At 61.9% G+C, this 12440-nt stretch carries 13 protein-coding genes; 7 read left to right on the top strand and 6 right to left on the bottom strand.

Annotated elements, in window-relative coordinates:
- Positions 1-125: 125 nt before the first annotated feature.
- The 4 genes from LNV07_RS20440 to LNV07_RS20425 form a co-directional block, all read right to left on the bottom strand.
- On the bottom strand, positions 126-815 hold the full coding sequence (locus tag LNV07_RS20440) for a DUF3313 domain-containing protein (protein WP_263573031.1): 690 nt from the start codon (positions 813-815) through the stop codon (positions 126-128).
- Positions 816-1176: 361 nt separating this feature from the next.
- Positions 1177-2643: a hypothetical protein gene (locus tag LNV07_RS20435; protein ID WP_263573030.1), complete on the bottom strand. Its 1467-nt coding sequence runs from the start codon at positions 2641-2643 to the stop codon at positions 1177-1179.
- Positions 2640-3515, bottom strand: a complete 876-nt coding sequence (locus LNV07_RS20430) for an ABC transporter ATP-binding protein (protein ID WP_263573029.1) — start codon at positions 3513-3515, stop codon at positions 2640-2642. The genes LNV07_RS20435 and LNV07_RS20430 overlap by 4 nt, the downstream gene beginning before the upstream one ends.
- An 11-nt stretch (positions 3516-3526) precedes the next feature.
- Positions 3527-3928, bottom strand: a complete 402-nt coding sequence (locus LNV07_RS20425; protein ID WP_263573028.1) for a GntR family transcriptional regulator — start codon at positions 3926-3928, stop codon at positions 3527-3529.
- Positions 3929-4104: 176 nt separating this feature from the next.
- Here LNV07_RS20425 and LNV07_RS20420 point away from each other — a divergent pair, with 176 nt between their 5' ends.
- Complete coding sequence (locus LNV07_RS20420; RefSeq protein ID WP_263573027.1) at positions 4105-4926, top strand: DUF2846 domain-containing protein; 822 nt, start codon at positions 4105-4107, stop codon at positions 4924-4926.
- A 53-nt stretch (positions 4927-4979) separates the two neighbouring features.
- On the top strand, positions 4980-6761 hold the full coding sequence (locus tag LNV07_RS20415; protein ID WP_263573026.1) for a PglL family O-oligosaccharyltransferase: 1782 nt from the start codon (positions 4980-4982) through the stop codon (positions 6759-6761).
- Here the strand turns inward: LNV07_RS20415 and moaC are convergent, their stop codons facing one another.
- The gene (gene moaC, locus LNV07_RS20410; RefSeq protein WP_263573025.1) at positions 6762-7241 is read right to left on the bottom strand and encodes a cyclic pyranopterin monophosphate synthase MoaC; all 480 of its coding nucleotides are present in this window, start codon (positions 7239-7241) and stop codon (positions 6762-6764) included.
- Between the two features lie 86 nt (positions 7242-7327).
- On the opposite strand from moaC, the gene LNV07_RS20405 reads away from it, so the two are divergent.
- The 4 genes from LNV07_RS20405 (at position 7328) to LNV07_RS20390 (ending at position 10631) form a co-directional block, all read left to right on the top strand.
- Complete coding sequence (locus LNV07_RS20405) at positions 7328-8938, top strand: M48 family metalloprotease (protein ID WP_263573024.1); 1611 nt, start codon at positions 7328-7330, stop codon at positions 8936-8938.
- A 72-nt stretch (positions 8939-9010) separates the two neighbouring features.
- Positions 9011-9235 carry a hypothetical protein gene (locus LNV07_RS20400; protein WP_263573023.1) on the top strand — a complete coding sequence of 75 codons (225 nt, stop codon included), beginning with the start codon at positions 9011-9013 and terminating at the stop codon, positions 9233-9235.
- Positions 9236-9253: 18 nt separating this feature from the next.
- Complete coding sequence (locus LNV07_RS20395) at positions 9254-10069, top strand: tetratricopeptide repeat protein (protein ID WP_318013776.1); 816 nt, start codon at positions 9254-9256, stop codon at positions 10067-10069.
- Position 10070: 1 nt separating this feature from the next.
- Positions 10071-10631 carry a GGDEF domain-containing protein gene (locus LNV07_RS20390; RefSeq protein ID WP_263573022.1) on the top strand — a complete coding sequence of 187 codons (561 nt, stop codon included), beginning with the start codon at positions 10071-10073 and terminating at the stop codon, positions 10629-10631.
- Here the strand turns inward: LNV07_RS20390 and LNV07_RS20385 are convergent.
- The gene (locus LNV07_RS20385) at positions 10622-10978 is read right to left on the bottom strand and encodes a phage holin family protein (protein WP_263573021.1); all 357 of its coding nucleotides are present in this window, start codon (positions 10976-10978) and stop codon (positions 10622-10624) included. The genes LNV07_RS20390 and LNV07_RS20385 overlap by 10 nt on opposite strands.
- 311 nt (positions 10979-11289) lie before the next feature.
- Here LNV07_RS20385 and LNV07_RS20380 point away from each other — a divergent pair, with 311 nt between their 5' ends.
- Positions 11290-12261 carry a TerC family protein gene (locus LNV07_RS20380; protein ID WP_263573020.1) on the top strand — a complete coding sequence of 324 codons (972 nt, stop codon included), beginning with the start codon at positions 11290-11292 and terminating at the stop codon, positions 12259-12261.
- Positions 12262-12440 lie beyond the last annotated feature (179 nt).

Raw genomic sequence — 12440 nt, 5'->3', positions numbered from 1 at the left:
GAACAGAAGGACGCGAGGCCCGCGGAGACATCGGGTGAGTTTTGGGGTGTTGTTTAGGTTCAAGACGGTCCAAAGCCCGGCAATATTCGTACCCACGTTCTGGTGCGCTTGGTCATCGATCAAGCCTATTGCGCCGTTCTCAATATCTCGACGAACTCGAGTGCCGCTTGGCGGACCGCATATTCGGCCGGCGCCAAGCGCTGGAATCTTGCCTTGAACTCGGTCATGGGCGCGTAATGGGTGCTTTGCAAGGCGGCCACTGGCTGGCGGGTTTGGGCGTCCAGCAACTCGATCTCAACCGCCGCGCCACCGCGGTCAAGCGGAACGAACAAGAACACAGTGCTGACCACATTCAAGGTGGGGCTAACGACCTCGGCCCTCGTCACACCCGCACGCAACAGCAGGGTGGGCTTGGTCTTCGTATCTGCTTTTGCAGCAGTTGGCGCTTGCGCGCTGCCGAGGTCGGCAAGCCCGAGCGAGAGCTGTTCACGCAAATGGCTCACCAACTGTTGCTGCTCCTGGGCGCTCAAGGCGCTGGGGCCATGGCCGACCCATTCCACCTGGGAAAGCTCGATGTTGCTTGCATCAAATTTGGTTGCCGGGCGCACAAAGCTGCGCGATGGGGCGGCCTTATCGGCGGGGCTCAATTGTTCATAACTGCTCAAATAGGCAGCCGGCGCGGGCTTCATATTGGCGCAGCCAAACAAGCTGGCCGTCAAAGCAAGCAGGAAGATGCGGCGCAATACGCCGGAGCCAAAGCCAGAACCGAAGCCAGGCCTCGCCTTGGGCGTCAAGGCCGGTGGCGTGATGGTCAAGAAGAGCTGAGCATAAAAGCAACTTTCAAAACCTGCGGCGCCTCAGCGCAACGGGTCTCCCCGCACGACGCCAAGCAGTTTTCCCCCTATCCCCTATGAGTTGCCCCCCCCTAAAGCAAACCGAGGCGTCAGCTGCGGGCAGCTTGCAGTTTTTTGAAGCCACCGGACTTGCACCAGCGAGTCCCGCTTCGGGGCTGTCGGCCACCGCCGAACAGGCGGCCTTCCTGAATCAAAGCCGAGCCGGGGGTCGCACCGCTTTGTTGGCCGGGCCAACCGTCCAATCACCCCAAGGCGCGCAAGCAAGCGAAAACAGCTAGACCGACTCTTTCGGCTGCGGTCTGGCCGGGCAGGAGATGGAGCTTCAAGCCCAGCGCCCGACCGGCATCGCGGCCGGGCTAGGCAAGACCAGTCGCTGCCAACGGCGCTGCAACAAGAACAGCGTCAAACCCAGACTTAATGCCGCCGTGATCCAGAGGCTCAAACCCAGCCATGCCATGCCGGCCAATACCGCTGCACCGGCGGCCATGGCGATCAGCGGCAACAGCTGATGCGCGCCCAACGGAGCGGCTTGGCGCGACCAATCGCGCAACAAATAGCTGCCCATGGGCAAGGCCAGCAACAAGGCATACAGGCCCAAACGCGGAGCATCGCCGCCGGAGGCCGGCACCACCATCAGGCCGATCAGAACCAAGGCCACCGTCCAATGCAAGAAGTACTGCGTCAACAGCCGCCGGGCCAACAGCCGGTTCAGCGTTTGCCCGCGCGGCATCGCCGGCAGCAGCATCAGCAGCGCCTGCTCGCGGCGGCTGCGATGCAGGCTGGCGGCCAGACCCAGTAGCGGGTTCAAGACCATGCTGATGATGCCGATCTGCAAACCAAAGCTGCCATTGCCGCCGAAGCTCGACCAGTTGGGTGCGTAAAACTGGGCAACGACCGTCGCGCCAATCGCCAGCAGCGCCAGTACGATAGTCAAGGAACCCAGGATGCTGGTCCAGTGCTGATTGCCCAGGCACACCAGGTCGGCACGCGCCAAGGCACTGCGCGCTTCGGGCTTGGCATGGGCCAGCAATAAGCGCTGCCATAGCGGCTGCGGCCAAGCGAACAGCTTCATCAGCGTCAGACCGGTCTTGCCCGAGTATTTGCCCGTAGACAGGCCGCGTGTTTGATCGGCAAAGGCCAAGCGCAGCATTTCGGCCTCGCGATAGCTGGCTTGATGCGCCGCGCCGCCGTCTTGCAATAAGCGACTCAGCAGCCAAGGCAAGAGCAAGCCGGCCAGCAAAGCCAAGCTGGCGGGCTGCGTCGCGTACCAATGCAGCAGGCCATGCCAAACTCGCAGCCACAGCGCATTCACCGGCCACCAAAAACCAAGGCTGGGCACGATCCAGATCAGGAACCACAGCCGGTACCAGCGCAGCATCGCCGCGACCAGCAACATCAAGAAGCCCGCGCCCATGCCCCAGGCCAAGGGCTGGCCCAAATGCGAGCCAAACAGCAACGCCGCCGTAAGGCTCAAACCCAGCAGCAGGCCGACCGCACAGCGGCGCAATCGGCTCAGGTGCCCGGGCACCAGTCGGGCGGCGGTCGGATGGTTTTGTCGCCGCAGACTGGCGAAGCTGATGCCCCAATAGATCAGCAAACAAGTGCCGACGGCGATGCCGGCGATGCCTAGCGCCGCTTGCACATCCACCATGACGCCGACCGCCACGGCCACGCCCGCGACCAGCAACAAGAGCAGCAACCAGATCCACAATTCGCCCGTGTAGCGGCGCTGCTGCAAAGGCGCCAACAAGAGCGGGCTGTAGTTCGACCAAAGCGTACTCATGCTCATGTCAGCTCCATGAACAGATCTTCCAGATTGATGCGCTCGCTGCTCACGCTGGCCGGCACCTGCCCGCTGGACGATGAAGCCTGCGGATAGCGCAGCAGGCAACGTTCGCGGCCGCCCTCAAGCGGGCTGCGGTGCAAGGCCCGCAAACCTTGCGCGGCGATCAACGCCTGCAACTCGGCACTCGGCCCACTCAAGACCCGCACCTCGTCCAGCAACTCATCCAGCGGCGCCTGCAGCACGATACGACCCTGCTTCAAAAAGGCCACGTTGAAGGCGACCCGTTCCAGGTCCGACAAGATATGGGTGGAGAACACCACTGTGGTGCCACGGTCCAAGACTTGGTCGACCAACTCGCGCAAAAAGTCGCGGCGGCCGGCGGGATCCAGGCTGGCCACCGGCTCGTCCAGCACCAACAAATCGGGCTCATGAGCGAGCGCGCGGATGATGGACAAGCGCTGCTGTTGGCCGCCGCTGAGTTTGGCGATCGGCTTGTCGCGCGCGATATCCCAGCGCGACATCAGCCCTTCGACCTTGGCCTCGTTCCAGCGCGGATAGAAGCTCCTGAAGTAACGCAGCAGTTGCGCTGGCGTAAAGCCCTCGAACAGATCGCTCTGCTGCGGCACATAGCCGACGCGGGCGCGGCCGGCGTCGTCCAGCTCGGCGGCGGTCTGTCCAAACACCTGCACCCTGCCGGTTTGCGGCTCGCGCAAGCCCAAAAGCGTCTCCAGCAGGCTGGTCTTGCCGGCGCCGTTGCGCCCCAAGAGGCCAACCACCTGGCCGGGCAGCAGTTGCCAGTCAAGGTCGCTCAGCACTTTTTGTTGACCGTAGCTGAGACTCAGCCCTTGCATTTGCGCGGTGACGGAATTTGACATGGTGACAGCGCTCATTTGGCGCCCCCTTGCTGAAGAATTTGATCGAATAGATGCAGCGCTTGTTTGGCCGGCACCTCTAGCTGCTGCGCCTCGGCCGCCGCGCGCTCCAGCGTGGGCCGCAGCGACTCGATGCGATCGGCCGCCGGTTGGGCCCGACTGTGCTGCGCCGCCACCCGCATCGCCAAGCCGCGCCGGCGCTCGAGCAGGCCCTCGGCCTCGAGCAGGCTGTAAGCCTTGGAGATCGTCATCGGATGCACGGCCAAGGCCTGCGCCACCTCGCGTACCGAGGGGATCTCCTGGCCCGCCACCAACTGCCCGCTGGCCACGCGACGGCGTAACTGCTCGACCAATTGGCGGTAAATCGGCTCGGTAGAACCGGTGTTGATACTGAAGATGAAACCGTCGAAGCTCACGGGCACTCCCTATGTGTATATCTATAGTAGTACACTAGTACGCAACCGTCAAATTTGTTTATGAGCCGGCGGCAATACTGCATGAAGCGTGAGCGCAAGACGGCCGCGGGCCGCCCCGCGCAGCCCATACACTCGCTGCTGCCTCAATACCGGGGTGCCGCACGGCGCAACCGACCATGGATCTGAATCTGAAACGAATTGCTTTGCCCTTGATGCTGGCGGTGAGCTTGTTGTCCGGTTGTGCGAGCGTGCAGAACGCCGCACCGGGGCAGGACATGGCCGTCAAGCGCTTCGAAGTCGCCGCCACGCAGTCGCGCATCTATATCTATCGCAATGAGTTCATGGGCAGCTTGGTGGGGCTGGACCTGGAAGTGGACGGCAAGCCCGCCGGCACCACCAAGGGCAAGACCTTTGTGGTGGCCGATGTCGAGGCCGGCGAGCATCAACTGGTGTCCAAAGGCGAAAACACCCATGCGCTGACCCTCATGGCAAAGGCCGGCGAGCCTGCGTTTGTCTGGCAAGAAGTCAAGATGGGCCTGCTCAGTGCGGGCTCGCGACTGCACAGCGTGGACGCCAGCACCGGCCGCGCCGGGGTATTGGAGACCAGTCTGGTGAGCAGTCCCTTGATGGCGGCGCCGCCTAGTGAGACGCGTGCAGAAACGATGCCCGCCAATATGCCCGCGGTCGTGCCGGCAGGCACCGCAACGTTCGAGCCAGCTGCCATGGCCGCTGCGCCAGACGCGGCAATCACACCGGCCAAGCCGGCTCAGGCTGCGCCCATGGCGGCGGCACCCGCAGCCCCCAAGCTCACGAGCAGCCGCTATGACTACGAGGCCGAGCGCGCCGCCAAAGAACGCGGCTGCATGGGCCCCGGCGAGGTGCGCCCAAGGGCTCAGCTGCAGTCACGCAGCGGTATTGTTGAGATTTTCTCCGTCGCCTGTGCTGCGAGCTCGATACAAGTGCGCTGCGAAATGGGCATGTGCAAGGCGCTCGACTGAAGCGCGCGCAAGGGCTGCCCAAGGCAGTCCGGTTCATGTGATGATTCGCCCCCATGTCGATACCCACCAAGCTTTCCGCTCCTGCTTTTTCTCCGGCTTTTTCTCCTGCCTCGTCGTCTGCGCCGACGCCGCTTGAGGGGCCCACCTTGCTGGCCATATTGCTCGCCTGCACGGTGGCGCCCTTGCTGGCGTTCAACCTGACACCGTCGGCGACGCTGTTCAATCAACTCGCCGCACTGGCCGGTTGGGGCTTGGTGCTGATGAGCATGGCGGGCAAGGGGGCGCCGCGCTGGCGATTCACGCCCGCCGCCGCGGCATTGAGTTTGTTGGCATTGGCACCTTGGGCCTCCTCTTTATTGGCCAGCCTGCCTTCTGCACTCGCCTTGGCCAATAGCGGCATGCTGCTGGCAGCGCTTGCCCTGCTGCTGGCCGGCCAGGGGCTGCCGCGAGGCGACCGGCAACGCTGGCTGGAGGCCTTGTGCTGGGGACTGCTGTTGGCGGGGGTCTTGAGTTTGCTGGTTAGCTTGGTGCAGGTTTTTATGCCCGGCTGGGCCGATGGTCATGTAATTGCCCGTTCGGGCATTCCCGGCCGTGCGGTCGGCAATATGCGCCAACCCAATCATTTGGCCAGCCTGTTGATGTGGGCCTGTGTGGCTGCGGTCTATCTGGCCGACCAGGGCCGTTTCAAATCAATCGGCGGCGCATTGGTGTTGCCGCTGCTGCTGTTTGCGCTGGTTTTTGCCGTGGTGCTGAGTGCATCGCGCACCGGCGTGATCGGCGTGCTGATCTTGGCGGCCTGGGGCGCAATGGATAGAAAACTCGGCCGGCCCGCCAAACTGGCGCTGATGGCCACGCCCTTGCTGCTGCTGCTGAGTTGGTGGCTACTGTCGGTCTGGGCGGCCGGGGGCGAGCATGCGCTGGGGGCCGAGTCGAGGCTGGCCGAAGGCGCCGGTTCACCGCAACGCTTGGCGATTATTGCCAATGCCTGGGGCCTGCTCAAGGCCAACCCATGGACGGGCGTCGGCTGGGGCGAATTCAATCTGGCCTGGACCATGACACCCTTCCCGGATCGGCCGATCGCTTTTTTTGATCACACCCACAACATCGTGATGCAGCTGGCCGTTGAAGTAGGTCTGCCGCTGAGTCTGGCCGTTCTGGGCCTGCTGGCCTGGTCGCTCTGGCGCGCTTTTGCGCTCAGCAAGGCGGCCAGCGGCGGCGATGCGGTGGCACGCCGCTGTGCCTTCATGTTGGTCTTGATGATTGGCCTGCACAGCTTGTTGGAATACCCGCTCTGGTACGCCTACTTCTTGCTGCCGACTGCCTTTGCATTCGGTTTGGCGCTGGGGGCGAACGAAGACGCAGCATCGAAGGCGAATGGCCGGGCTTGGGGCTGGATCGGCGCGTTGATGCTTGCGAGCAGCGGCTTTACCGTTTGGGAATACCTTCGGGTGGTCGAAATTTACGCCCCGTCCGCCAATGCCGCGCCCTTGATGAAGCGCATTGCCAGCGGCCAAGCCACGGCCTTGTTTTCGACCCAGGCCGACTACGCTGCGGCGACCTCCTTGCCCGCCGGCCCGGCGGCGCTTGAGGCCGCCAAACGCACCGCGCACAACCTGATCGATGCGCGCTTGATGGTTGCCTGGGCCAAATCCCTGCACGCCGTCGGCGACGATGACAAGGCACGTTATGTGGTGCAGCGACTGCGCGAGTTTCGCAACCCGGCCGGCACGGAGTGGCTGGAGGACTGCGAGCACGAGCCGGAGGCGGGCGCGCTCAAACCCTTCCAGTGCGAGCCGCCGCAGCGCGACTACAACTGGCGCGAGCTGCGCCAGTAATCAGGGCGCCGACCAGTCGCCGCTCTTGCCACCATGCTTTTCCAGCACGCGGATGTCGCCCATCACCATGCCGCGATCCGCTGCTTTGCACATATCGTAAATAGTCAGCAGGCCGATCTGCACCGAAGTCAGCGCTTCCATCTCAACGCCGGTGCGACCCAAGGTCTCGACTTGAGCACGGCAATGCACGGCGTTGGCGGCCGGGTCGATCTCGAATTCGACCGCCACGCGGGTCAAGGGCAAGGGGTGGCAGAGCGGGATCAGGTCGGCACAACGCTTGGCCGCTTGGATGGCGGCAATCCGGGCAATACCTAAAACATCGCCCTTCTTTGCGCTGCCGCTGGTGATTAATGCTAGGGTGGAGGCCTGCATGCTGATGCGGCCCGCAGCGACGGCGATACGGTGAGTGACATCTTTGGCCGCAACGTCCACCATATGGGCTTGGCCTTGAGAGTCAAAATGAGTGAGTTCTGTAGTCATTGAGATGTCGGCCCTTGAAAAGCGGCAACAATTGGGAAACGATTGTCAGCGCATCATAGAAGGGCGAGTGCTTTTTGGAGTCTGTGTTGTTGAAGCTAACTGTCAGTTTGATGCGTCGCCCGAGCCGCAGTGCCGTCAGCTTGTTGGCGGCTGCGGTCTTGGGCATGGGCGGGCCCATGGGTCATGCGCAGGTGAATCTGCCCGCCCTGGGTGACTCGGTCTCGCAAGATCTAGACCTCGGCACCGAGCGCCGGATCGGCGATCAGGTCATGCGGCAGATTCGCCCCGACCCGGATTTTCTTGAAGACGCCTTGCTGCTGGAGTATTTGCAGTCGATCTGGGCACCCCTGGTCACGACGGCCAAGCAACTCGGCAATATCGGCGATGAGACCAATGAGCGCTTTGCCTGGGAAATATTTCTGGTGCGCGACCGCAGCATCAATGCCTTTGCGCTGCCGGGCGGTTTTGTCGGTGTGCATCTGGGCTTGATCGCGATGACGAATTCGGCCGATGAACTGGCCTCGGTGCTGGCGCATGAGTTGTCGCATGTGACTCAGCGGCATATTGCGCGGCGCATCGCCGGCGATTCGCGCAACAGCATGCTGGCCTTGGCCGGCTTGGTGGCGGGTTTGATTGTGGCTTCGCGCACCCATAGCTCGGACGTGGCCAATGCGGCCATCGTCGGCAGCCAGGCGGCGGCGGCGCAAGCGTCGCTGAGTTTTTCGCGCGATATGGAACGCGAGGCGGACCGGGTCGGCTTCACGGTCATGAACCAGGCCGGCTTTTCACAGGCCGGCATGTACAGCATGTTCGAGCGCATGGAGCAGGCCAACCATCTGATGGATTCGGGCTCTTACCCCTATCTGCGCTCCCACCCATTGACCACCGAACGGATCGGTGACGCGCGCCTGCGCATGGGCACCACCGACTACGAGCGACCGGTCGGCAGCGCCGAGCATGCGCTGATGGCCGCCCGCGCCAAAGTGCTGATGGATGCACGGGCCGAGGCCTGGATCGCTTTGCAAAACCTGGATGCCGGCGCACGTGAACTGTCCGGCAAGGGTTCGGCCGAAAGCAAGGGCTATGAGCAACTCGCCGCCCGCTACGCCAGCGCTTTGGCCTCGATCAAGATGCGTGATTACCCGCGCGCCGAAAACGCCTTGCGCAGCGCCGAGTTGACCTTGCAACTGATGGGGCATGACGCCAGGGCCGAGCGTTTGCTGCGTTACTTGCGGGCCGAACTGAATCAGGCGCGGGGCCAGGCAGCGGACGGTTATGCCGCCTTGAAGCCACTTGCGGCCGAGCGCTCGCGACCCATGCTGATTCAAAAAGCACAGTTGGCGCGGGTGGACCCGAATCCGGCCAAGGTCCGCGAAGCCGCCGAGGGCTTGCAGACCTATGTCAGCCTGAACCCGATGGATCCACTCGCCTGGGCCGAGCTGGGGGCTTTGTGGAGCAAGCTGGATCAGCCCTTGCGTGCGGTACGCGCCCAGGGTGAGGAGCGCGCGGCGATGGGCGATTTGAACGGCGCGATTGACCGTTTTCGCTCGGGCCTGCGTCAATCGCGCGGCCGCGATGCCGATCAGGTCGAAGCCGCCGTGATCGACTCGCGCCTGCGCAGCTTGCTTTATGAGCGCCGCCAGTTGCTGGCCGAGATGTATCCGCGCGGCGTACCGCCGGGGGCCGAGTTGCCTTGAGTTCCGAATCGGCGCGCAGGCAAAGACATTGAGCCGATCGATTTCTCCAGCTGGCAAGATTTGAAGCAAACCGTGGACCTTGAACCGGACTTCGACAAGTATTTTCAAATGTCTGCCGCTGCTGAACGCATGGGCCGGCATGCCGAGGGGGCGAAGTACGCGGAGTTGGCGCTGGCCTTGCGCGAGGATGGCGGCGTCCTTGCCTTGCTGGCCTTGCATCGTTTGCGTTTGGGCGATTTAAAGGCCTGCCTGGCAGCGGGTCGAATTGCCGAACCCTTATTGACTCAGGCGGGTTAAACAGCTGTTCATGCGCGCCTGCTGGGCACCCTCGCGGTCGCGTATTTGCAGGCCGACATGATGCAGCAGGGCTTGGCACATGCACAGCGCGCCGTCGAATTGGCGGCCAAATCCGGCGACGCCCTTGCCAGCGGCTGGGCGAATCTTAGAGTCGCCCAAGTGCACGGCATGCTGGGCCAACAAGAACGGGCTTTGGAATTTTTTGCCCAGGCCATGCGGCAGGCCGAGAGCTTGAACGATGCGAGCTTGCAGTTTTCGGTCGTGTACAACCAGGGTTGGATCTCCGTCGAAGGTTTGCTGCGGGAATCGCCGCCTTCGGATGCCCAGCTGGAGCAGGCATTGGAGCTATTCCTACGCGCCCAAAGTCTGGCCGACGCAGAGGCCAATGCACACAGCCAAGGCATTTGCATGCTGAACCGTAGCCGTGCACTTCAAGGCCTGGGGCGCCAGGCGCAGAGCCGGGATCTGGCCGCAGGTGCGCTGCAACTGGGCCGCCAGCATGGCCTAGTGCAATTGGTCGTCGGGGCCCAAGCGGTGTTGTGCGAATGGATGTTGAGAGAAGGTCGGGCCGATGAAGCACTGCAGTCTTTATTGCTGGTGAGGCAGACTTTGCCCGAGGAAGACTTGCTCAGCCATTTGGATATCTTGCGGCTCATCGTGAAGGCCAAGCGGCAATTGACAAGGTACAAAGCCGCCTTATTGTCGTTTGAAGAGCTTCACGCCTTGTCACTCAAACAGGCCCGCGCAAGGGCTGATTTGCAGGCCTGGATGATGCGTCATCAACATGATATCGAGCAGCAACGCCTGCGCACCGAACGCGCAGTTGGACGCTGAGATGCAGCGGATACAAGCGACCCGATGGGAGGCCGAAGCTCACCACGACGCCCTCACGGGTCTGCCGAATCGCCGCTACATGAGCTCACGCTTGCCCGATCTATGGGCCCACTTGAAGACAACCCAGCGCCCTCTGCTGGCGGCGATGCTGGATCTGGATCATTTCAAAAAGATCAATGACGTCTTCGGTCACGAGATCGGTGACGCTGTGTTGCGGCAAGTCGGGAGTCTGCTGCTGGCGCATGTGCGATCGCGTGACCTGCCGATACGGCTGGGGGGCGAGGAGTTTATTGTCTTGATGCCCGACGCGAGCCCCGAGCAAGCGCTGGTGGCCTGCGAGAGGATTCGCAGAGAAATCGAAACCCATGACTGGCCGGCGGTGACGGCGGGCCTGCACGTTACGGTTAGCATCGGCATAGCGCCGATGGATGACACCGAAACCCCTTGGGCGCAAGCGGATACGGCGCTCTACCGCGCCAAGGCGCAAGGGCGCAATTGCGTCGTGTGCGCGGACTCACCTCCGCAAAGAGGCCTTCAATGCGATCCTCAGGTTCAATCTTGATCCGGGAATAGCCGCTCAAACAAGACATCGATCAGCATGCCGAAGAGGCTGTAGATCAATGAGCCGATCAGCGCCGCCCAGAATCCGGCGACCTCAAAGCCACCGAGCAAATTGGCGGCCGCCCAGAACATCAAGGCGTTGATGACGAAGAGAAACAAACCCAGGCTGACCACCGTAACGGGCAGGGTCAGCAGCACCAGGATGGGTCGCAGCAAGGTATTGAGCAGGCCCAGCACCATCGCCGCGATCAGCGCCGAACTGAAGCTGGTGACCACCACGCCAGGATATAAATGGGCGACCAACAGCAAGGCTGCGGCCAATAGAAACCAACGTAGCAGTATCTTCATGCCGCCGAATATACAAGCGCGCCGTGACATTTTGCATCTCGCTGCGCTGGGGATTTGTCCCTAGACGGGGACAGGTCTTGCCTTTTGCTGGCAGAATGCGGGCTTCGAAGGGGGAGTAGCTACGCGGTGCAAGCCGTGGCGGCCGCCCGTCAGTACGGTGTCTGTGAAGATGCCCGGGCCCCGCAGCCGGCAGTGGATTGATTGATTTAGACAATCCAAAGCGCCGTCCCGCAAGACCTTTCGACTCTTGGTCGCGCCCATGGTTTGAGCAAATGGGGCGGCTTGATTGACAATTTTTTGCGGGAAATTCAATGGATACGATTGCGCCCCTGTGGCTTTGGTTCTTTTTCGGCGGCTCGGTTTTGGCGGCCCTGTTCGTCGACTTCGTGGTGCTGCGCAAGCAAGGCGCGCATGAGGTCTCGGTCAAAGAAGCGGTCAATTGGTCGCTGGTCTGGGTCGGCTTGAGCCTGGCCTTCAACGGCTTGTTCTGGTGGGCCATCAAGGACAGCACGGGGAATGTGGAGTTAGCCAATACCCGCGCCTTGGAGTTCTTGACCGGCTACTTGATCGAGAAGTCGCTGGCGGTGGACAACATCTTTGTCTTCCTGATGATCTTCACCTACTTCTCGGTGCCGACCGAATACCAAAAACGCGTGCTGATGTACGGCATCATTGGCGCCATCGTCTTGCGTACGGTGATGATTCTGGTCGGCAGCTATTTGATCGCCGAGTTCCACTGGGTGCTCTATTTGTTCGGCGCCTTCTTGCTGATCACCGGCATCAAGATGTGGTGGGCCGCCGGCCAGGAGCCCGATCTGGAAGCCAACCCGGCCCTGAAGCTCTTGCGCCGCACCATGCCGGTCAGCAAGAACTTTGACGGCGAGCGCTTTTTCACGGTCGAAAACGGCAAACGCCTGGCGACACCCTTGCTGTTGGTGATTGCCTTGATCGGCATGACCGATGTGATCTTCGCGGTTGATTCGATCCCGGCCATCTTCGCCATCACGGATGATCCCTTCATCGTCTTGACTTCGAATATCTTTGCGATCCTGGGTCTGCGTGCGATGTACTTCCTGCTGGCCGCGATGGCGACCAAGTTCCATTTGCTCAGTTACGGCCTGGCGGTGGTCTTGGCCTTCATTGGCAGCAAGATGATCTTGATCGATCTGGTGAAAATCCCGGTATTGGTCTCGCTCGGCGTGGTGATCGCAATTCTGGCAGCAACCATGGTGCTGAGCTTGCACACGGCACCCAAAATCACCAAGGCAGACGCCAAGCATTGAGTTGACCGCGGGGCTCATCGGCCCCTCCCCGCCCTCTCTTGAAAAGCCCTCTGAAGTCACTGGCCTCAGAGGGCTTTTTCACGCCCGATTAAATGACGCAAATAGCAATCGTTCGCATTAATGATAGGATGAGCGCAAAGCCTTTCAGGGCAAAGAAGTTTCCGCAAATTCAAGCATCA

This window comes from Roseateles oligotrophus, assembly GCF_025717515.1.
GTDB classification, from domain to species: Bacteria; Pseudomonadota; Gammaproteobacteria; order Burkholderiales; family Burkholderiaceae_C; genus Paucibacter_A; species Paucibacter_A oligotrophus.
Note: the sequence above shows the minus strand (reverse complement) of the source record. Positions and strands in the feature narration are given on the sequence as shown.

Excerpts from the sequence above, each read along its gene's own strand:
- LNV07_RS20380 (WP_263573020.1), top strand. The coding sequence starts at position 11,290 with ATGGATACGATTGCGCCCCTGTGGCTTTGGTTCTTTTTCGGCGGCTCG.
- LNV07_RS20415 (WP_263573026.1), top strand. The coding sequence starts at position 4,980 with ATGTCGATACCCACCAAGCTTTCCGCTCCTGCTTTTTCTCCGGCTTTT.
- moaC (WP_263573025.1), bottom strand. The coding sequence starts at position 7,241 with ATGACTACAGAACTCACTCATTTTGACTCTCAAGGCCAAGCCCATATG.
- LNV07_RS20430 (WP_263573029.1), bottom strand. The coding sequence starts at position 3,515 with ATGTCAAATTCCGTCACCGCGCAAATGCAAGGGCTGAGTCTCAGCTAC.
- LNV07_RS20420 (WP_263573027.1), top strand. The coding sequence starts at position 4,105 with ATGGATCTGAATCTGAAACGAATTGCTTTGCCCTTGATGCTGGCGGTG.
- LNV07_RS20390 (WP_263573022.1), top strand. The coding sequence starts at position 10,071 with ATGCAGCGGATACAAGCGACCCGATGGGAGGCCGAAGCTCACCACGAC.
- LNV07_RS20435 (WP_263573030.1), bottom strand. The coding sequence starts at position 2,643 with ATGAGCATGAGTACGCTTTGGTCGAACTACAGCCCGCTCTTGTTGGCG.
- LNV07_RS20385 (WP_263573021.1), bottom strand. The coding sequence starts at position 10,978 with ATGAAGATACTGCTACGTTGGTTTCTATTGGCCGCAGCCTTGCTGTTG.